The sequence below is a fragment of the Leptospira wolffii serovar Khorat str. Khorat-H2 genome (assembly GCF_000306115.2).
GTDB classification, from domain to species: Bacteria; Spirochaetota; Leptospiria; order Leptospirales; family Leptospiraceae; genus Leptospira_B; species Leptospira_B wolffii.
In genome coordinates, this window is sequence record NZ_AKWX02000020.1 from 385729 (window position 1) to 404078 (window position 18350).

20 protein-coding genes are annotated in these 18350 nt (G+C 44.6%); 9 read left to right on the top strand and 11 right to left on the bottom strand.

All coding sequences use genetic code 11. The features are described 5' to 3' along the window. The first annotated feature begins 69 nt into the window (after nucleotides 1–69). Complete coding sequence (locus tag LEP1GSC061_RS15015; RefSeq protein ID WP_016546197.1) at nucleotides 70–282, top strand: transcriptional coactivator p15/PC4 family protein; 213 nt, start codon at nucleotides 70–72, stop codon at nucleotides 280–282. Here LEP1GSC061_RS15015 and LEP1GSC061_RS15020 read toward each other — a convergent pair. After that, entirely contained in the window at nucleotides 279–1883 is a 1605-nt protein-coding gene (locus LEP1GSC061_RS15020) for an anti-sigma factor antagonist (protein WP_016546857.1), read from the bottom strand. The two genes, LEP1GSC061_RS15015 and LEP1GSC061_RS15020, sit on opposite strands and share 4 nt — an antisense overlap. A 74-nt stretch (nucleotides 1884–1957) precedes the next feature. On the opposite strand from LEP1GSC061_RS15020, the gene LEP1GSC061_RS15025 reads away from it, so the two are divergent. From LEP1GSC061_RS15025 to recR, 4 genes are read left to right on the top strand one after another with little or no spacing between them, the layout of a single operon-like run. Continuing rightward, entirely contained in the window at nucleotides 1958–2416 is a 459-nt protein-coding gene (locus LEP1GSC061_RS15025; RefSeq protein ID WP_016546569.1) for a nucleoside deaminase, read from the top strand. A gap of 58 nt (nucleotides 2417–2474) precedes the next feature. Next, complete coding sequence (gene dnaX / locus LEP1GSC061_RS15030) at nucleotides 2475–3923, top strand: DNA polymerase III subunit gamma/tau (RefSeq protein WP_016546393.1); 1449 nt, start codon at nucleotides 2475–2477, stop codon at nucleotides 3921–3923. Between the two features lie 11 nt (nucleotides 3924–3934). After that, nucleotides 3935–4282, top strand: coding sequence for a YbaB/EbfC family nucleoid-associated protein (locus LEP1GSC061_RS15035; protein ID WP_016546083.1), 348 nt, complete (start codon nucleotides 3935–3937; stop codon nucleotides 4280–4282). Next, nucleotides 4275–4868 carry a recombination mediator RecR gene (gene recR / locus LEP1GSC061_RS15040; protein WP_040508936.1) on the top strand — a complete coding sequence of 198 codons (594 nt, stop codon included), beginning with the start codon at nucleotides 4275–4277 and terminating at the stop codon, nucleotides 4866–4868. Before LEP1GSC061_RS15035 ends, recR begins: the two co-directional genes overlap by 8 nt. On the opposite strand, the gene LEP1GSC061_RS15045 is transcribed toward recR, so the two are convergent. The 5 genes from LEP1GSC061_RS15045 to LEP1GSC061_RS15065 are packed head-to-tail and all read right to left on the bottom strand — an operon-like array spanning nucleotide 4865 to nucleotide 10690. After that, nucleotides 4865–6424, bottom strand: a complete 1560-nt coding sequence (locus LEP1GSC061_RS15045; RefSeq protein ID WP_016546467.1) for a hypothetical protein — start codon at nucleotides 6422–6424, stop codon at nucleotides 4865–4867. The two genes, recR and LEP1GSC061_RS15045, sit on opposite strands and share 4 nt — an antisense overlap. Nucleotides 6425–6427: 3 nt before the next feature. Further along, complete coding sequence (locus LEP1GSC061_RS15050) at nucleotides 6428–7285, bottom strand: substrate-binding periplasmic protein (protein WP_052006556.1); 858 nt, start codon at nucleotides 7283–7285, stop codon at nucleotides 6428–6430. Between the two features lie 47 nt (nucleotides 7286–7332). Beyond that, on the bottom strand, nucleotides 7333–8586 hold the full coding sequence (locus LEP1GSC061_RS15055) for an OmpA family protein (protein WP_016546443.1): 1254 nt from the start codon (nucleotides 8584–8586) through the stop codon (nucleotides 7333–7335). A gap of 51 nt (nucleotides 8587–8637) precedes the next feature. Then, nucleotides 8638–9891: a serine--tRNA ligase gene (gene serS, locus LEP1GSC061_RS15060; protein WP_016546171.1), complete on the bottom strand. Its 1254-nt coding sequence runs from the start codon at nucleotides 9889–9891 to the stop codon at nucleotides 8638–8640. Continuing rightward, nucleotides 9884–10690, bottom strand: coding sequence for a TatD family hydrolase (locus tag LEP1GSC061_RS15065; RefSeq protein WP_016546667.1), 807 nt, complete (start codon nucleotides 10688–10690; stop codon nucleotides 9884–9886). The genes serS and LEP1GSC061_RS15065 overlap by 8 nt, the downstream gene beginning before the upstream one ends. A 118-nt stretch (nucleotides 10691–10808) precedes the next feature. Between LEP1GSC061_RS15065 and LEP1GSC061_RS15070 the strand changes: the two genes are divergently transcribed. The 3 genes from LEP1GSC061_RS15070 to LEP1GSC061_RS15080 are packed head-to-tail and all read left to right on the top strand — an operon-like array spanning nucleotide 10809 to nucleotide 12633. After that, nucleotides 10809–11792: a M23 family metallopeptidase gene (locus LEP1GSC061_RS15070; protein WP_016546430.1), complete on the top strand. Its 984-nt coding sequence runs from the start codon at nucleotides 10809–10811 to the stop codon at nucleotides 11790–11792. Continuing rightward, nucleotides 11792–12139, top strand: coding sequence for a bactofilin family protein (locus tag LEP1GSC061_RS15075; protein WP_016546721.1), 348 nt, complete (start codon nucleotides 11792–11794; stop codon nucleotides 12137–12139). The genes LEP1GSC061_RS15070 and LEP1GSC061_RS15075 overlap by 1 nt, the downstream gene beginning before the upstream one ends. After that, nucleotides 12136–12633 carry a YaaR family protein gene (locus tag LEP1GSC061_RS15080; protein ID WP_016546560.1) on the top strand — a complete coding sequence of 166 codons (498 nt, stop codon included), beginning with the start codon at nucleotides 12136–12138 and terminating at the stop codon, nucleotides 12631–12633. The genes LEP1GSC061_RS15075 and LEP1GSC061_RS15080 overlap by 4 nt, the downstream gene beginning before the upstream one ends. 3 nt (nucleotides 12634–12636) lie before the next feature. Here LEP1GSC061_RS15080 and LEP1GSC061_RS15085 read toward each other — a convergent pair whose 3' ends face one another. The 5 genes from LEP1GSC061_RS15085 to LEP1GSC061_RS15105 are packed head-to-tail and all read right to left on the bottom strand — an operon-like array spanning nucleotide 12637 to nucleotide 16930. Beyond that, nucleotides 12637–13053 carry an acyl-CoA thioesterase gene (locus LEP1GSC061_RS15085; RefSeq protein ID WP_016546465.1) on the bottom strand — a complete coding sequence of 139 codons (417 nt, stop codon included), beginning with the start codon at nucleotides 13051–13053 and terminating at the stop codon, nucleotides 12637–12639. 4 nt (nucleotides 13054–13057) lie between these two features. Further along, complete coding sequence (locus tag LEP1GSC061_RS15090) at nucleotides 13058–13936, bottom strand: ParB/RepB/Spo0J family partition protein (RefSeq protein ID WP_016546572.1); 879 nt, start codon at nucleotides 13934–13936, stop codon at nucleotides 13058–13060. Between the two features lie 3 nt (nucleotides 13937–13939). Next, nucleotides 13940–14701 (bottom strand): ParA family protein, encoded by a 762-nt coding sequence (locus LEP1GSC061_RS15095; RefSeq protein WP_016546863.1) that lies wholly within the window; start codon nucleotides 14699–14701, stop codon nucleotides 13940–13942. Next, nucleotides 14676–15467: an RsmG family class I SAM-dependent methyltransferase gene (locus LEP1GSC061_RS15100; protein WP_016546880.1), complete on the bottom strand. Its 792-nt coding sequence runs from the start codon at nucleotides 15465–15467 to the stop codon at nucleotides 14676–14678. Before LEP1GSC061_RS15100 ends, LEP1GSC061_RS15095 begins: the two co-directional genes overlap by 26 nt. Before the next feature lie 2 nt (nucleotides 15468–15469). Continuing rightward, a complete protein-coding gene (locus LEP1GSC061_RS15105) occupies nucleotides 15470–16930 on the bottom strand; it encodes a M20/M25/M40 family metallo-hydrolase (RefSeq protein ID WP_016546027.1) in 1461 nt (486 codons plus the stop codon). Nucleotides 16931–17213: 283 nt separating this feature from the next. On the opposite strand from LEP1GSC061_RS15105, the gene LEP1GSC061_RS15110 reads away from it, so the two are divergent. Further along, entirely contained in the window at nucleotides 17214–17975 is a 762-nt protein-coding gene (locus LEP1GSC061_RS15110; protein ID WP_016546131.1) for a hypothetical protein, read from the top strand. The last annotated feature ends 375 nt before the right edge of the window (nucleotides 17976–18350 follow it).

Consider the following 18350-nt stretch of genomic DNA (forward strand, 5'->3'; position numbering starts at 1 on the left):
TTTTTATGGAAAACGGCTGGTAATTCCTAGCGGTCGAATATAGTTTCGTGCCGTTAAAGGAGGAAATCGATGAGCGTGATCCGAGATATAGACAAAGGAAAAGGGGAAATCATCCGTGTGGAGATCTCCGAGTTCAAGGGAAACAAATATCTGAACCTAAGAGTTTGGTACACGGACAGCGAAGGAGAATACAAACCCACTCAGAAAGGAATCGCAATCCCGGTCGGACTCTACCCGGAAGTGAAGGAAGCCGTTCTCGCCGCCGAACAGTTTCTCAGCTAAAGCGCCTTATTTTCGATCCAAGTTTTTAATAAAGAACTAGCATCGTCTTCCGTTTCCGAGGATCGGATATGGGATTCTAGTCGAGTAATGGAGAATACCTTTTTAACCGAGGCCTTGAGATTACTGACTACCAACTCCCCTCCCCGTTTTCTGAGCCAACCTGCGATCTGGATTAACATACCGATCGCGGAAGAATCGATGTAGGAAGACTTGCCTAGATTGAAAATGATGTAGCGATAGCCTTCCCGCATTTTGGCTTGGATGGCGCTTTTAATCTCGGGACATTTATACAAATCGATATCTTCCGTACTATGGAAAGTATAGATCTCGTCGTGATATTCCACTCCGTCGTCCGGAAAAGATTCCGTTGCACCGTACTGTAATTCGGATGCGGAAGCCACAAGATGCTTTGCCGCGGTAGGAGAATTTTCCAAGATTCGATTCTTTAAGGAACTAACCCTAAATCCTAATGTTTGCAGAACTTCCGGAGCCAATTCTTCCTTTTCGTTGATTTCTTTAATCAATTCGTTTAAGAGCGAAACGGATTCGTCCGTATACCCTTCTTTCAAAAGGGTTCCCGCTTTTCGTAAACCCTTGCCGGTACGAGCGATCGTCGATTCGACGACCACGTCCGCGTCTTCCTTATTGGAGTCGTCCGACCAATCCAGAGGAAGATCGAATGATTTTTGCTCGAGCTTGGCTCCGTCGGTTAATTCGTAATAACTTGCAGATATCTTAATGTTTTCCGGCAAGGCTTTCTTGGAGGGACGTAAATGAACCACTACGCTTTTTACGTCGTCGGCTCTCATATCTCCGACTTCCAGCACTAGATTCTTAACCCGGCCGGTTTCCTCCGGATCGGGCTCCGTGTAGGAAGAGATTTCCGATACCAGATCCAAATAATCCATCCCTTGCGGAAGTTCTACTTTCAATTCTATGGATTGTGCGTAAAGAGTTCCTATATCTCCGAACTCTTTGAAGAATATATCTCCGGTCTCTTCGGGAGTTTCCACATAATAAAAATTGCCTCCTCCCGATTCCGCGATTTCTTTCAAAAGAATCTCGTTGAAATCGTTTCCGAAACCGATGACGGTCGTGCTGATTCCTTTTTTATAAGCGTCCGCAGCGATTTGAATCAATTGAACAGGATCCTTGATCCCTAAAGTAGGATTTCCGTCCGTTAGAAGAATGACTCTTTTGTACCCGTCCACTACGGGATGCAATTCCAAGGTTCTAAGTACATGCAACCAACCTCCGCTCAGATTGGTGGATGTTCCTACTTGGATGGAATTCAATCGGTGGATTACGGAATTTTTTTCCGCCAGAGGAACCAACGGTTGTATAACCTGCACATCCTCCGCATAAGCTACCGCGGTTAAAAAATCTCGGCGCGTCAGCCAATTTACCATGGAAGCGGAGGCTTGCACTACCGCGTCCATCTTGTCCCCTTTCATGGACCAACTTCTATCCAAGGCCAATCCCAAGACTAGAGGTTGTCTTTGAGCGGCATTGGAAATAGTGGGAGAATTTAGACGAATAAGAAGGGTATTGGTTTTTGCTGAGGAACCGGCCGGTCTCTGGAGTTTGGCCGAAAGAATCATGCGCTAAAAAAAACCATTTGCATCCTTTCCTAGCAAGTAGAATTTAAAAGAAGATTCCGAAATCGAAACCGAAAATGAGCGGATTTTTAATAGAACCTTTACTTGCGGAATTTCTTGCCCGCTTTCAGGAAATTCGCAAGGAGAACGAGAATGAAATCCCCAGTTTCACGCGTATCTATAAAAACGGAGAATTGATTTGCGAAGCTATCAACTCGGTCGAGACTTCCGAGGATTCCTCTCTTCATAGCGAAGTGCTTGCCATCTCTAAAGCCAAGGAAATCGTAAAAGAACGCTATTTGACGGACTGCGTTCTTCTCACAACCTTAGAGCCTTGTCTTATGTGCGGAGGTTCTATTCTACTCTCTCGAATCCCTAAAGTAGCATACCTGGTTCCCGCAAAGCCGGGCGAGGGTATCTCTTCTCTTTCTTTGGAAACGATCTATAGTCGGAATTTCTTTCCGGAACTCATTCTATTCCGATCCGAAGAGACCAAACAAATCTTTAAAACTTTCTTCAAGGACAAGAGGAATTAAGCCAGCTTTTAGGCTTTTCCTCCTTTATCCGTCCAGGCTATTTGGTAAAATAAGAATTATGGCCGGCAATCACGAAGTCTTATCCCGCAAATACCGCCCGCAAAGATTCAAAGATGTCATTCATCAGAATCTTGCTATCGGTGCCCTACAAAACGCGGTTAAATCCGGTAAGATCGGTCATGCATATATATTCTTCGGGCCTAGAGGAGTGGGTAAAACCACAATCGCTAGAATTTTCGCCAAACGGTTAAATTGCCAAAATCCAAAGGACAATGAGCCTTGCAACGAATGCGATTCTTGCACGGAGATCACTAAAGGAATTTCCGGAGACGTTCTGGAAATCGACGCTGCAAGCAACCGAGGCATCGAGAACATTCGTGAGCTTAGAGACAACGTAAAGTTCACGCCGATGGGCGGAAAATACAAGGTGTACATCATAGACGAGGTACACATGTTGACCGATCAATCCTTCAACGCATTACTAAAAACTCTAGAAGAGCCTCCACCGCACGTAGTATTCGTTTTGGCCACGACCGAGTACCATAAGATTCCCGAGACCATTCTCTCCCGTTGCCAAGACTTCATCTTTAAAAAGGTTCCTCTTTCCGTTCTACAGGATTACGCGGAGAATCTATGTAAGGAAGAAAATACAAAGTATGATTCCGAAGGTCTGTTCTGGGTCGCAAAGAAGGGAGACGGATCCGTAAGAGATATGCTCTCTTTCATGGAGCAGGCCCTCGTATTTACGGACAATCGTATTTTAGGATCCGAGATCCGCAAGATGATCGGTTATCATGGAATCGATTTCCTTTCCGATTTCGTAAAGAGCCTTCTGATTCCGGAAAGCCAATCCAAGTCCCTCGAGATCATCGAGAACCTTTACCAAGAAGGCCAGGATATTTTTAAATTCTTATGGGATGCGATAGAATTTACCCACACTCTATGCATGATCAAAGATTCGATAGCGGATTCCGAATCCGTAAACTATCCTAGAGAAGATTTAGTGAAGATGCGGAAAGAGTTCGAGTCGGTGGATCCGAATTCTTTAAACAAACTTTCCTTCCGTTTATTCGAACTCTTCGAAAAAGTAAAAACCCTACGTCTTAGAAATTCCTTCGAGATCAAAATCTTCATCGAGATTCAGATCAAGAAATTAGCGGACGATATGTCAAAGCCAAGCCTTTCCGGTCTGGTGGACAGAATCAACCAACTCATACTAACCATACAGGAACCCGATTCCGCGACGCCTTTAACCGCAGAGCCTGTAAAAAAAAATTCTGAACCGATAAAGCCTAAGGAAATTCCCATTTCATCCGCTCCGATTCCGGAGTCTAAATCGAGTATCGAAGAGCCTAAGCCTGCAAAAGAAATCATTTCCGGAATTTCCTCCTTGGATGCATTAGCGGCGGGAGCATCTTCCGAAGACGCAGAATGGGAAAAATCATTCAAAAACGAATTTTTAGGTACGGACGTGGATCCTTCCAAGGTCCCCAAGCTTAAGGGATAGGAGAAACTAGGATGTTTGAGAATTTTAAGAATGCCTCCGAGATCTTTTCCAAAATGGGAGAGATGCGCGGTAAAATGGAAGACATCAAAAAGAGAATCTCCTCTTTGAAAGTAACCGGAGACGCCGGCGCAGGAATGGTCCAAGTCACCGCTACCGGAGACGGACTCGTGACAGATGTAAAAATCAATCGCGCATTATTCGATTCCGAAGACAATAAGATGTTGGAAGACTTGATTATCGCGGCGACCAACGACGCGCTTAAAAAATCTAGGGAAGCCGCCGAGTATGAATTGAAAGCGGTTACCGGCGGGCTCGACTTTTCCCAAATATCGAAACTTTTCGGCGGTAACATTGGCTGAGCATCTAATCGAAGGTATGGTAAGCGCCCTTTCCTCTCTTCCCGGAATCGGAAGAAAAAGCGCTTATAGAATCAGTTTTCATCTACTTCGTCAGGATCCTACGATTTTCAACGGATTCATTCGAAACCTTTCCGACGTAAAGAGCCGAATTCGTTTCTGTGAAAGATGCGGCGCTTATTCCGAACACGAAATTTGCGATCTTTGTTCTTCCGATAGAAGGGATTCCCATACGGTTTGCGTGGTAGAGCAACCCGAAGACGTTTTCTTCATAGAGAATACCGGAGAATTCAAAGGCAGATACCACGTTCTGAATGGGGTCATTTCTCCTTTGGAAGGAATCGGTCCTCAGGATTTGCGAATCAGGGAATTATTGGATCGCTTGGGACCGGAGGAAATCCGAGAAGTTTTAGTTGCGACCAATCCCACTCTGGAAGGTGATGCGACTGCGGATTATCTTCACCATCAAATCAAGGACCCGAACGTTACCGTATCCAGAATCGCGTATGGAATCACCGTCGGCGGTTCCATCGAGCTGGCCGACCAATATACTTTAGGAAGAGCGATCCGCTCCCGATTGAAACTCTAAAATCTGTGTTCGGCGGTTACGAACAATTCTCGTAGGATAGTGCCTTGCGTAGTATCCAAGTAAGCCTTCAAACCGTTACCGGCGATGAAATAACCGGAACGTAAAAGAATCTGCATATCCCGGAAAGCGCTCCATCGTAAGTTAATATTATATTCCTGACCGAAGTAAGCGGAGGTCTTATAAAAATTATCTTCCGTATAAAATCGATTATTATCTATCAACGGCGACTTGGTCCCGTACAATCTGTAATATCCCAGAGTCAGAACCAAAGGACCGACTACCACGACATCCGAATAGATTCCGTACTCGTATAATCCGCTCATATCCTTGCCGGAGAAGAGTGCGTAACCTCCCGTAAAGTCGTTCGCGATATTCGAAAGGGAATAACCCGGAAATAAAGTTCGATAACCGTTACCGTGAAGGTTCGATTTGGTTCCGTCTTTCTCATAGCCGGGTCTGCCTGTGGACCCGGACGCCATCATAGTAAAACTCAAGGATTCACTGTAACGATACGACAACTGCATATCGAAGAACCCGCCTTTGATATGATACTCGTCATATTTTCTTTGGATCTCGTTTCCGTTCGCGTCCCGATAGGGGTTCAAGGACTTTACGATTCCGTGATTGTAGATCCCATGAACGACTAAAGTAAAATCGGAAAAATTGAATTCATTGAACAAACCGTGCCAGAAAAGCTGACTTGCATCACTCGTCCTAGACACCAAACCGTAGACGCCGTTTACATCCTGAACCGTTCTTAAGTTATCGTCCAAATAGAAGCTGTACAATTCGTGCTTTGCATTATTCCAAAAACTGGTTTTAATCTTATAATAATATATGTTCGATCCTTGGTAGTTCTTGTCCGCAAACGTATTCTTATCCAAATCGGTTAGATTATTCTGCCTAGCGACGAACCAGCCTCCTTCTAAGGTAGTATTCCAATCCCTCATATCCTTGGTCATACTGACTCCGGTACCGGGAATAAATACGACTCTACCTTGAGCGGATGTAAAAAGTTGAAGTCCTACTCGAGCGACAAATCCTTTCTCTGGTACCTTAAAGTTCAGATAGAGAAAGTTTGTCTGCATATTTACTGCGGAACTAAAACCCGCCTCCCCGCCTTGTCCCGGTCCCACGTTGGACCCTTGATTGACACCCCGACCTCCGAAGATGATATCCCCTATCTGAACGCCCACTAAAGCCTCGAAATATTTCGAAGTGGAGAAATTCATATTCAAGGTCATCCTAGTATCGTAATACGTTAGATCTTCCTTTCTAGGACTCGTGGTCGTAGGAAGTCCTTTTTCCCGAGCCAGAATTTCATTTTGCACCTGATTGGCTACGGTCTGATTGTATTGATTTAAGAAAGTCTGTCGATCATAAGGAGTCACCGGAGTTTGACGGGAAGTATAAATATCCCTTCCCAAACTGAAACCGCGAACCCTGTAGTTCCCTTGAAAATCGATCTTGGTTTTTTCCTCCACTTCCTGGGCGAAAGAAGATTGTGCCGCGATCGTAAGAGTAAATAATAAAAACGGAATGTATTTACGTGACACGGACTATTTGACCCACCCGTTGCCTAGAAAATATTTGGCGCGAATGCTTTCCATGACTCCGGTACGTTTCAACTCCTTAATGAAGAAATTGAAATTATCGGCGAATATCAGATCGTTCAAGGGTAATGCAGCGCTTATGTACTCGTCCATAACCGGATTAACTAAAGCCACATAACTCGCTCTCAAACTCGGTTGCCTCTGCAAAAGTGCCAGAATATAAAGACTGTCCGCGACGAAACAGGTCACATTTCCCTTTGTCAAAGCGTCGATCGCGATCGAGTCCGAAAGATAGCTATAAATCTGGTTTTTTCCGAACTTTCTCAAAAGATAATTATGGTTGGTCGTATTGGAACGGACCGAAAACGAAAGAGCGTTCAGAACCGCGAGATCGTCCAGAGATTTGAACGTTCTTGTAGTTACTATACTTCCCTCCGGTTCCGGAGGAAGAGAACGTTTGTTAACGAGACCTGCGGGAGTAGTAAGCAGATAAGGATCCGAGAATGTGACCGTCTTTCCGCGGCTTAGATCGGTGGACATACCCGCGAGCGCGATGTCGATCGTTCCAGCCGCAATCTCGTCCGAAAATTGGCGGAAAGTCTTAAAAGTTTTTATCTTTAAGGAAACACCGAGATATTCCGCATAAAGCTTAGCTAGCTCCATATCGAACCCCGGGAAACCCTCTTTAGGATCCTGGATATAAAAAGGTTCGTAAACTCGATTCACACCGACTACGAGTTCCTTCTTGGAAAGAATTTGATCCAATCGCGAGGCGGGAAGTTTTACCTGGGCATGGATCGCCTGGGTTAGGAAGAATAAAAACGCGGATAGGAAAAGCCGCCGCAATCCCTTCGGTTTCGTCATGGTACCTAGGTTATCGACATCCTTCGCAGTTTAAAGGAGTTTTTCGTTTAATCTAGGATTTGAAATTCGGTCCTGCGATTTTTTCCATCCGTCTCCGGATTCTTTTCGGGAAAAAGAGGCTCCGAGCTCCCTTTTCCATCCGTGGAAAGTCTCGACGGTTCGATCCCTTTTTTCAAAAGATATTCGCGGACCGATTCCGATCTTTGGCGACTTAATATTAAATTGTCCTGAGGATCTCCGTGCAAATCCGTATGCCCTGTGATTTTCAATTTCAGACCGGCATTCTCTTTCAAAAATTCCGCCAAGCGATCCAAAATCGGATAGGACTCCTCTTCTATTTGGGAGGATGCAGTTCGGAAATGAATGCTCTCCAAGGATACCTTTCGATTTTCCTTCAATTGATCCCATTCATTGGAAAGGGAAAATTCGAAGATATCGTAATTCCCGCCTTCGGTTTCCAATCTGCAGAAATAAGCGTTCTTAGTTCCAGGCACTTCAGTGAAGAACGCCTCGTCGCCCTTTGAATTTATCGCGGGTCCTAAATTCTCCGGATCGGAAAAACTCCCATCCTTTTTGATTTCCGACCTATAAAGATCCAGACCGCCATAGCCTCCGGGACGATTCGAGGAGAAGTAGATGTATTTTCCATCCCTGCTGATCGTCGCCGCAATCTCAGCATGTTCGGTATTGATCGGTTTAGGAAGGCGGCTCGCTTTAGTCCAAGCCCCGTCCTTGTATTGGGACAAAAAGATATCGGATTCGGAAACTTTTCCGAACGGATAACGAGTGAAGAATAGAAAATTTCCGAAAAGAAAGGGATTCTCCTCAATCAAAGGAGTATTCACTTCTTCGGGTAATCGGACCGGATAACTCCAGGATCCGTCTTCATAATTAGAAAAATATAAATCTCTCGAAACTCCTATCTTTCCCGTAGAAAGCTGGAACTCTATACTACCGTCCCTATTAGAAGAGAAAATAAGCGCCTTTTCGGCTCCTGCAACAAAAGGACTCTGATCGTCGAACGGTGAGTTTAAATCGGAGATCTCTTCTCCTTTACCCCACGAGTCCCCATTCTTCTCGGAGCGAAATAAATCCGAATAGTTAGAATTTCTTCTCTTAGAATAATAATACAAAGTCTTTCCGTCTTCGGTAAGACTGATCCCGAATTCGTTCAAAGAAGTATTGATCTCCCCTTTCAGTCTAGCCACTCTTCCGCTCGGTAAAGGTTGGGAAAAGGCGGAGAAGGAATAGAATACGCAAAGGCTCGAAAAGAAAAAAAGAGTACGGAAAAAAGTTCCCATACTCCTACTATCTGCCTTTTGGAAAAAAACCTAAGCCGCTTTTATAAAAAATCAGAGGTAAGCTTTCAGAACTTCGGGAAATTCTATGGTTCCGTCGGACTTCTGGTAAGTTTCCAAAACGGCAGCCATGGTCCTTCCTATTGCTAATCCGGAACCATTCAGTGTATGCACGAGTTGGTTTTTACCTTCCTTGGATTTATAGCGGATTTTTCCTCGTCTCGCTTGGAAATCTTTGAAATTGGAAACGGAGGAAATTTCCATCCAGCGATTCAGTCCCGGCATCCAGACTTCCAGATCGTACGTCTTGGAAGAAGCGGCCGAAATATCTCCGCTGCAAAGTAAAACGACTCGATAACGAATCCCCAGTTTTTTCAGAATATTCTCCGCATGGGAAAGCATCTTTTTGTGCTCTTCCTCCGAATCTTCCGGACGGGCGAATTTCACCAATTCCACTTTCTGGAATTGATGCACTCGAACGAGACCTCTAGTATCCTTTCCATAGGAACCTGCCTCTCTTCTAAAACAAGAAGTATGCGCCGTTATGGAAATAGGAAGGTGGTTTTCCTGTATAATCTCGTCTCGGTATAGATTGGTAAGAGGAACCTCCGCCGTGGGAATTAGGTTCAACTCGTCCCGATCGATTCTATAATACTCGTCCTTAAATTTAGGGTATTGGCCGGTGGTAAGCATACTATCGTCGTTCACCATTACAGGTACCCAAACCTCGGTGTATCCGTGCTCTTTGGTATGAGTCTCCAACATAAAATTCGCGAGAGCTCTTTCCAGCTTAGCGCCTTGCCCGAAATACGTATACGCTCTCGCTCCTGCGAGTTTGGCTCCCTTCTCGAAATTGATCCAACCTAAATCTTCTCCCAATTCGAAATGCGCTTTAGGCACAAAGGTGAAATTACGAACCTCGCCGACCTCATAAAGAACCTGATTGTCCAGCTCATTCTTTCCTTTCGGAACGGATGCGTCGAGAATATTAGGAAGCCCTAAATTGATATCCAACAGGCGGTTTTCGAGGGACTCCAATTCTTCTTCGGCTTTTTTGATTTTATCTCCGATCGCTTTGACGGCAGCGGAAGCTGCCACGATGTCTCCGCCTGCCTGTTTGATCCGACCGATTTCCTTGCTCGCTTTATTTCGTTCTTCTCGAAGGACATCCGCTTCTTTTTGAAGATCTTTTTTCTTCAGAATAATGGAAGCTAACTCGTCCAGAATTCCCAGATCCTTAAAGCCTCTCAATTCGAGATTGGCTTTCAATTCTTCCGTATTGTCCGTGATAAATTTAAGATCAAGCATGATGGTACGCCTTCCTTTGCGTAAATTTTATGGAATTCTCATATAATTTCTTTTCCACTTCGGAATTGGTTTCATTTCGAAGCGAAAACATTTTCTCTAAAACGAATTTCGTGAATGCGGGTTCGTTTCTTTTCCCTCTAAAAGGAGGGGGCGCGAGAAAGGGCGCATCCGTCTCTATCAATATACTCTCCAACGGAAGTTTTTCAGCGGCTTCCTGTATATCCTTGGCGTTCTTGAATACCAGGATTCCCGAAAAAGAGATATAATATCCTAGGTCCACAAGCTTCTTCGCGGTAGGATAATCGTAAGTGAAGCAATGAATCACTCCGAAAGCTTTGTCTCTATGCTCTTTTAAAATCGAAACCGTATCTTCAGCGGCATCTCTAGAATGGATCACAACCGGCAGAGAATATTCTGCGGAAGCATTCAAAAAAGAATGCAGCACCTCCGTCTGATACGTCTTAGTCGAAGCGTCATGATAATAATCCAAACCGATCTCGCCAATGGCGCATAGCTTGGGATCCGAAACGCTCTCCTTAACGAGAGTCAAAATCTCTTCCTTTTTGGGAAATTCATGAGTCTCGGTCGGGTGACAGCCTACGGTATAAAACACTTCGATTTCGGAATCAGAGAACCGATCGGATATATCTTTTGCCCTATGAGAACTCTCAAGGTCGATTCCGATTTGGACGATCTTTTTTATACCGGATTCTTTAGCGTTTCTAACCGATTCTGCAATTTCCTGGCCTTGCTCTTGTATAATATCTAGATGGCAATGCGTATCGATGATGGAGTACATGCTGAAATGTCTTTTAAGGATCAGTTTTCGCGATTTGGATTGACTGAAAAGAGAATTTTTCAGAATCCTTACAGCATAACCTTAGATCGGGGAAACTCGTAGGTTTGGGACATAAGTAGTGAACTTAAAATCCTATCTTGCACTTCTATATTACCGTATCCGATACAAATACCAGGATCTGAAGCTCAAACTCGACCTTAAGATCGCAGATTGGAACAAAAAGGGTAGGGAAAGGCTCACCGTCATGGTGATTCCCCACTCCGAACAAAAAACGATTAACTTCCATATCTCTTACCGAGCTATCACGATCTTTATCGGAACCATTTTGGTTCTTCTCTTAATCAGTTCCATTAACGTTCTTAGCCACTCGGGCTCCATCCATCAGCTTACCGAATTAAACCTTTCCAACCAAGACTTCATTCGGCAATCCGCAAAGATGAAGGAAGAAATCAATAGTCTTCACGACCATGTGGAATACTATCATAACCATGTCGGATCTCTCTACGGAAGACTTACCGGAGACAGTTCTAAAGTTGCGAAAGGAATCGGTGGAGCGGAGAAGCTTTCTAATGACTCCGGAAAAACCGTCGCTCCCGGAGCCGAAGTCTTTCGTTTAAAAGAAGACGTCCATAACCTGAGAGTCGCCAACGAACTCACTCAGGAAATCATCAGCATTTTAAAGAAACGTAAAAGTTTGATTCGCCAGACTCCTTCCATTTGGCCGGTTAAAGGATATGTTTTATATCCTTACGGAGAATATCTAAATCCGGTTACCGCCAGAAGAGATTTTAATAACGGTTTGGATATAGGGGCGTTTGCAGGATCGGAAGTCGTAGCTACCGCTCCCGGAAAGGTTTACGATATCGGTTACACTCGCAATACCGGATACTATGTGAAGGTCGAGCACAAGTTCGGATGGAAGACAATCTATTCCAACTTGGATCGAGTTAAGATCAAAAACAACCAACAAGTATCCAAGAACGAAGTTCTGGGCTTTGTCGGAAAATCCGAAAACAGCCCTCAGTACAGTCTTCATTATGAAATCCATGTGGGCACAAGAGCGATCAACCCGTTCGCATTCTTAAACCAGATCCAAGACTGATGGCCCATACCGAAGAGCATTTAGCGGTAAATAGTATCATAGGCGAAGGTGCCGAGTTCAACGGAGAGTTCAAACTTTCCGGGCTTCTTCGTATCGACGGTATTTTTCGCGGAACCATAAAAACGGACGGAAAAGTCCTAATCGGAAAGTCGGGAATCGTCGATACGGATATTAAAGCTCGTATTGTCGTAGCCGGCGGTGAGATTAATGGGAACATTTTCGCGTCGGAGCGCGTGACTCTTCTCGCCAGCTGTAGAATGAAAGGCGATATCATCACACCGAAAGTCGTGATGGAAGAAGGAGTACAATTCGAGGGAAATTGTAAGATCAACCCGACCTCGCATTGAAAGTCCAAACACAAGATCACAGAAGAGACACCCGCAAAAAAAGAGAATTCGGCCTTTCGCTTTCTTCCTCTTACCAACCGGTTCCAAGTGCCGTTTCCGAGACTCAAATTCCGGATTCTAAAAATGAGTTCTTCGAACTCGTAGAGCACCTTCTTCCTTATAACCAAGAAAGAACCAGAGATTTAAACACTCTACTTCGGGATCTACCGGACGCGGAGAGAAATTTCCTACGTTCTCCCAGCTATGCGAATTTGGAAGTCTATAAGAGAATCGTCCAAGGCATCCTAAAAGAAGTCATGGATCGAAATACGAGTCTTGAAACTCTGAAAACGCGAGCCCGAGGCGGATCAGAGAAAGTTTACCAAGTCATAAAGATCGTGGACGAGAAAATCCAGACATTGGCCGATTTCATCGTGCATCCTGAAAATTCCACCTTCGAACTCATGAAGAAAATGGAAGATATACGAGGATTGCTCGTAGATCTAATGAATTGAGTTTTAATCCTTCTTTAGATTCTTAAAGATCTCGGGAAGTTTGGCCGGAATCCTTGTCTCCAAACTGACAAAGGCCCAAGTAAGTTCCCCTTGGCAAACGAGGCTATCGTCCGATTTCTTTCGTACATGTATATCCCATTGGATGCTTGCGGGTTTAACCGTCCCCGCTTTTACGTAGATATTCAGCTCTTCATCGAATCTTGCAGGCGATTTGTATTCTATCAAAGAACGGGTGACTACGAAGTCCAATCCTGTCTCCGCTAATCGCTCTTGGTATTTAAATCCCAAGAATCTCATATATTCGTTCAAGGCAGTATCGAAATAAGTCAGGTAATGCGCATTGAATACGACCGCCTGTGCATCCACCTCGGAATATCGAACTCTTAGAGTATGATAAAAATCCAAGGAATCATTCTTCATGGATTCATTTTATTCCGAGAGCATCCAATACTTTCTGGAGAGCGTCCAAGCTTGGGTACGCGATGCTCAGTTTTCCCTTACCGGAAGAAGAATTATGAGAGATGTCCACTTTCATCGCGTATTTTTTGCGGAACTTATTTTCTAATTCTACGATATCCACTTCTTTGCGTTTGGATTTCTTCTTCTCTCGAACCGGAGCCTCGTCCGTAAGATTGGCGACGATGTCCTCGACTTGGCGAACGGTCAGTCCCTTCTCCGCGATTTGGTAAGCGACTTGCTCCGCCTTTTTTCTATCCGCGATAGCAAGAAGCGGACGCGCATGTCCTTCCGAAATTCTTCCGTTCTTGACTAAATCCATTACGGAGTCAGGCAATTGTAAAAGACGAATTAGGTTGGAAACGGTTGCACGATTCTTTCCTACTCGAGAAGCAATGTCCGTGATCTTCAATCCAGTCCTTTCGGAGAGAGTCTTGTAGGCCAAAGCTTCTTCGATCGGATTTAGATTTTCCCTTTGGATATTTTCGATCAAAGCTATTTCCAAAGTTTGATTGGCGTTGGCTTTTTTGACTACGACAGGAATTTTTACGAAGCCTGCAAGTTTGCAGGCTCTGTATCTTCTTTCACCCGAAATGATTTCGTAACCGGAACCGGTGTCCTTGACTACGATGGGTTGGATCACTCCATGAGCTTTAATTGTTTCGGCAAGTTCGCGTAAGGATTCTTCGTTAAAAGTTCTTCTAGGTTGCTCCGGATTCGGACGAATCTCGGTGAGACGAATTTCTCTAAGAGAACCTTCTCCACCCGCTTCCTTCAGAGCCTTATCTTCGGAGACAGGGATAAGATTTCCGAGCCCCCTACCGAGAGCTTTTGGCTTGGCACTCATGGATTATTTTTCTCCGACGACTTCTAGGGCAAGGCTACGATAGCTTTGGGCCCCGACTCCGTCCGGATCGTAAGACAGGATGGACTTCCCGAAGGAAGGAGCTTCCGACAATTTAATATTACGGGGGATAACTGTGGTATAAACCTTTTCTTTAAAGTAAGCTTTAACGTCTTCCGCAACTTGTTGAGCCAGATTGGTTCGCTTATCGAACATGGTAAGGAGGACTCCTTCCAGTTCGAGAGAAGGGTTCAATTTTTCCTGAACCAAGGAAATGATCTTCATGAGCTGAGTAAGTCCTTCCAACGCGAAATATTCCGTCTGAAGAGTGATCATTACACTATCCGCTGCACTCAACGCGTTGATCGTCAATACTCCCAAAGAAGGGGGACAATCTATGAGAATATAATCGTATTCGGTTCTAAGATGACTGATAGCGGCTTTCAGTCGAAATTCGCGATTCTCCTCTCCTAATAGATCCGCCTCCGCACCGGAAAGGTTGATATTGGAAGGAATAATATGTAGATTTTCGATTTCCGTCCGCTTGATACATTCGTTTGCGGAAGATTCTCCGATCAAGAGTTCATAGGAAGTATTGGGAAGAGTATTGATTTCCAATCCCAAACCGGATCCGGAATTTCCCTGAGGATCGAAATCTACGATTAAGACTTTTTTACCGATCGCAGCAAGGTTCGCCGCGAGGTTGATGGAGGTAGTGGTTTTTCCGACACCGCCCTTTTGGTTACTGATGGATACGATCTTTCCCATAGAATTCTTTACTCTCCTTTTCCAGGAGCTTCCAAGCTCTAGGGATACCTTGCCTTGGCGAGTGAACCTTTTTCAAGAACTTAATATGTCGCATGCCCAAAAATGCAAGTTCGGATAATAAGAGAGTCTTTTCTACAATGAAACCGCTTTGTTCCAGGATAGACTTTTCAATCTTTGCATTGAATTCGTCTTTCCCTATAAATGGGACATAATATCCTCCTTTTATAATGCACCTGCAAAGCACCTCCGTACTCCAAGGATAGGGCACAAACCCCCGAGAAACTCCTAGGTTCCAGTCGGATTTCCAGTCCTCGGCGCGCTCAAATCTAAATTCTACTCCTGCAATTCCCTTCTCCTTCACGAACTCTTCCGTATGCGCAAGTTTCCGTCTTTGAGAATCGAGTAAGACTACAAGTGGACGTTCCTTCTCCACTAAACAACGAAAGAAGAATCCTGGAATCCCAGGCCCCGTGCCCGCGTCTCCCACCTTCTTATTGTTAAGCGAACCTAATTCTTTTCGGATCACATAGATATGAAATATGGATTCAAGAACATGGCGGTCCAGTATCTCCCCCGTGTCTCTTTTCGAGAAGAATCCGCCTGCTTGATTCTTCTCCTTTAGGAAACCGAGAAATAAAGAGACGAGATCCCAATCGAAAAGCGAAAGTATCTCTTCCGCTTTTTCCGGAAAACGAAATCGAACCGCAGATTGGATCCCGTTCGAGTCATGGGAGAATTCAGGAAGACTCGTCTCTAGTTCGCTCATTCTTACCTTTGTATCTGGTGATTGTATTCTACGATCGTCTTGAATAGAATCTCTATCCCCATCTTGAGATGCTCGACCGAAAGACTCTCGTCCTTTCCATGAATTCCGTCTATCTCCTCCGTGGAAAGCAAACCGGGAATGAGTCCGTAACATTTTAATCCGATCTGACGCAAGTAGGAACTATCCGTCGTTCCTGGAGAAAGAAACGGAGCTGCGATCGCGCCCGGAACGATATTCGTACTGACACCTGCTATCACTCTAAACAGTAAACCGTCCATAGGAGACACGGAACCCGTTTCCATATGTCTAGGCGTAACTTCTACTTCGTACTTTGCTCCTATTTCTTTCACCTTTTCCAAGATTACATTCTCATCTTGGCCCGGTAGAATGCGAATGTCCAAAGAACCTTCCGCCTCCGAAGTAATCACATTGATACCGATCGGATGTGTATCAATGCCGGTTATGCTCACAGTGTTGCGAGTCATCGCTACTAAATGGCGACTGCGATTGATCGTGCCTTGCAATAGTAGGAACAGTAAGGGATTTCTAGATCTCCTAAGAACGAATGAATCTGGAAAGGGCAAAAGATTGGATAAGGAGTAGAAGAATGCCGCGGCTTGGTCCTGGATCATTGTCTTCTTTCCTAATGTTTGTACTTCTTGTAAAAAACCTACCATCGACTTCGCGGCATAATTATTAGGAGGCGTACTTCCGTGCCCTGAGTTGGCTTTGGCTTTCAGGTCCAACCATACGGCTCCCTTTTCCGCCAATTGAATATTAAATAGTTTGGAACCGTCTATCGCTACGTTCTTAGAACCCGTACCGCCTTCGTTCCAAACATACTCATATCCTTGGAAAATCTCTCTGTGCTTTGCGATGAGGAATCTGGTCCCATGCTCGGAACGACTTTCTTCGTCCGCGACGGCAAGAAACATTAAGTTGGACTGAAGAGGAACCTTCTTCTCATGAGCGAGAATAAACGCATGCAGCTGCATGATCCCCAAGCCTTTTACATCCACTGCTCCACGACCGTGAATACGATTGTCCTTTCTCACTCCTGAGAAAGGGGGTTCGGTCCACTCTTTGGCATCGGCTTCCACAACATCGATATGATTCGTAAGAATCAGACCTCCCTTTGTAGGATCTTTGCCTTTGAGTTCCGCGACCAAAGAAGCTCTATCCGGTTTACCCGGATATTCGATGATACGGGAAGGTATTCCTCTTTTATCTAAAACGGATTTCAAGAAGAGAGCTCCTTCTCTTTCACGACCTCGAACTGTGGCGATGCGAATATACGTTTGTAGATCTTTGGCCGCTTCTTCACTTATAGCTGAATAATCTGCGGTAGGTGGGACGGAGCTTGGTGTGATCGGATCGATGCTATTCTCCGTAAAAGCAATCGTATACAGTATAAAAATCGCGAGGAAGGCTAAGATTGCGATTCCGATTTTCTTGAGGGACATAGTTCCTCTCCATCTTTGTTTATTCTTGGAGAACAGATTTCACTTCAATCAAACGAATTTAAATTCTCTACACTCTCTTCCGCTTATGGAACCATCGAAAATTATCTTTCATTCACGCCCGGGCAAGGAGTTTTCCTTTTCTCTTTCCCCCTTGCTTGTATAATTTTCTACGCAATATAGATCTAAAGCGCTTAGGAAGTCCCGTTGCTATTCTAGGATAATCTTCCTATCACGAGCTCCGAAATCCCGTAAAAACACCCTCAATCTTTTTACGGAATCGTCGATGTCTATAATGAGGTCTCTCATGTTTCGAAAAGCATTCTTATTGCTCGTCTTTCTTACCGCGTCCGCAACCTTCCCTTTTACTCCGGGAAAGTGGTCTCATACGGATAGAATCGTTTTAGGTTTCGAGAAAGGCGGTCCTGCTCAAGAACTAGTGAAGGATGCCAAAGGCAATCTGATCTATTCTGCTAAATATGAATATGATGAGTCGGGAAAATTGGTCCGTGAAAATTATATCGGAAAAGACGGTAAGCCCGACGGGTTCACCAAGTTCACATATAAAGACGGTCGCGTGTTGAAGGAAGAACTCTTTAACAAGGATGGAGTGAATCTGGAAGCGAAAGTTTTCAACTACGACAAAGCAGGCATACTTTCTTCCGTAGAATTACTGGATCAGTCCGGAAAATCTCTGCTTCGTTGTTCCATTCTGTCTTGGGGAGAGAATGGAATGATCAAGGACGCTCAAACGGAATGGGCCGACAGCAAAGACACCGAAAGATTTTCCGTAGTGAAGGATCCGAATAAGCCCGGGCTATACCAACAGAATATTTTCAACGAAGACAAACAGCATGTTGCCTCCACGGTGCTTACTTTCGATTCGAATGGAAAACTTCTGAGCCGTATGAATGTGCAAGGCTCCCAGGAAAGAATGAACCGTCTCATCTGGGACAAGAGCAATCGTCTCCAGCAATTCACTTTCTTAGTGAAAGAAGGAGACAAGTGGACCATCGAAAAAACCCACGAACTGGTTTATTCTAAATAATCGGAAACGTTTCACGTGAAACGGAGGGGGGACATACACTCCCCTCTTTTCTCTTCTTCTTTCTAAATCTCTTTCATTATTCTTCCGAGTCCGATTGCGATCGAACGCCACCGTCCTTTCCTAGATATCGACTTCGCTGCTGCCCGGACTTTTGCTCCAAGTATAAATAAAATCTCATCTCTCTTTCCCGATCACTAAGCTAACACATCAGGATGGATCTTTAAATAGAACTGATGAAGTTTCGAAATACTAGGCCAAGCCGATTTGACTGAAGTGTTCCTATCGTATTGTTTCACGTGAAACGTTTGTAGGAACTCCTACAAAATAAAAAACCCCGGAAATTCCCGGGGTTTCATTACTCTCAACGTCGACGAT

Excerpts from the sequence above, each read along its gene's own strand:
- LEP1GSC061_RS15095 (WP_016546863.1), bottom strand. The coding sequence starts at position 14,701 with ATGGGAAAGATCGTATCCATCAGTAACCAAAAGGGCGGTGTCGGAAAA.
- serS (WP_016546171.1), bottom strand. The coding sequence starts at position 9,891 with ATGCTTGATCTTAAATTTATCACGGACAATACGGAAGAATTGAAAGCC.
- LEP1GSC061_RS15075 (WP_016546721.1), top strand. The coding sequence starts at position 11,792 with ATGGCCCATACCGAAGAGCATTTAGCGGTAAATAGTATCATAGGCGAA.
- LEP1GSC061_RS15085 (WP_016546465.1), bottom strand. The coding sequence starts at position 13,053 with ATGAAGAATGATTCCTTGGATTTTTATCATACTCTAAGAGTTCGATAT.
- LEP1GSC061_RS15050 (WP_052006556.1), bottom strand. The coding sequence starts at position 7,285 with ATGACGAAACCGAAGGGATTGCGGCGGCTTTTCCTATCCGCGTTTTTA.
- LEP1GSC061_RS15110 (WP_016546131.1), top strand. The coding sequence starts at position 17,214 with ATGTCTATAATGAGGTCTCTCATGTTTCGAAAAGCATTCTTATTGCTC.
- LEP1GSC061_RS15105 (WP_016546027.1), bottom strand. The coding sequence starts at position 16,930 with ATGTCCCTCAAGAAAATCGGAATCGCAATCTTAGCCTTCCTCGCGATT.
- LEP1GSC061_RS15100 (WP_016546880.1), bottom strand. The coding sequence starts at position 15,467 with ATGAGCGAACTAGAGACGAGTCTTCCTGAATTCTCCCATGACTCGAAC.
- dnaX (WP_016546393.1), top strand. The coding sequence starts at position 2,475 with ATGGCCGGCAATCACGAAGTCTTATCCCGCAAATACCGCCCGCAAAGA.
- LEP1GSC061_RS15065 (WP_016546667.1), bottom strand. The coding sequence starts at position 10,690 with ATGTACTCCATCATCGATACGCATTGCCATCTAGATATTATACAAGAG.
- LEP1GSC061_RS15015 (WP_016546197.1), top strand. The coding sequence starts at position 70 with ATGAGCGTGATCCGAGATATAGACAAAGGAAAAGGGGAAATCATCCGT.
- LEP1GSC061_RS15055 (WP_016546443.1), bottom strand. The coding sequence starts at position 8,586 with ATGGGAACTTTTTTCCGTACTCTTTTTTTCTTTTCGAGCCTTTGCGTA.
- LEP1GSC061_RS15090 (WP_016546572.1), bottom strand. The coding sequence starts at position 13,936 with ATGAGTGCCAAGCCAAAAGCTCTCGGTAGGGGGCTCGGAAATCTTATC.
- LEP1GSC061_RS15025 (WP_016546569.1), top strand. The coding sequence starts at position 1,958 with ATGAGCGGATTTTTAATAGAACCTTTACTTGCGGAATTTCTTGCCCGC.
- LEP1GSC061_RS15035 (WP_016546083.1), top strand. The coding sequence starts at position 3,935 with ATGTTTGAGAATTTTAAGAATGCCTCCGAGATCTTTTCCAAAATGGGA.
- LEP1GSC061_RS15020 (WP_016546857.1), bottom strand. The coding sequence starts at position 1,883 with ATGATTCTTTCGGCCAAACTCCAGAGACCGGCCGGTTCCTCAGCAAAA.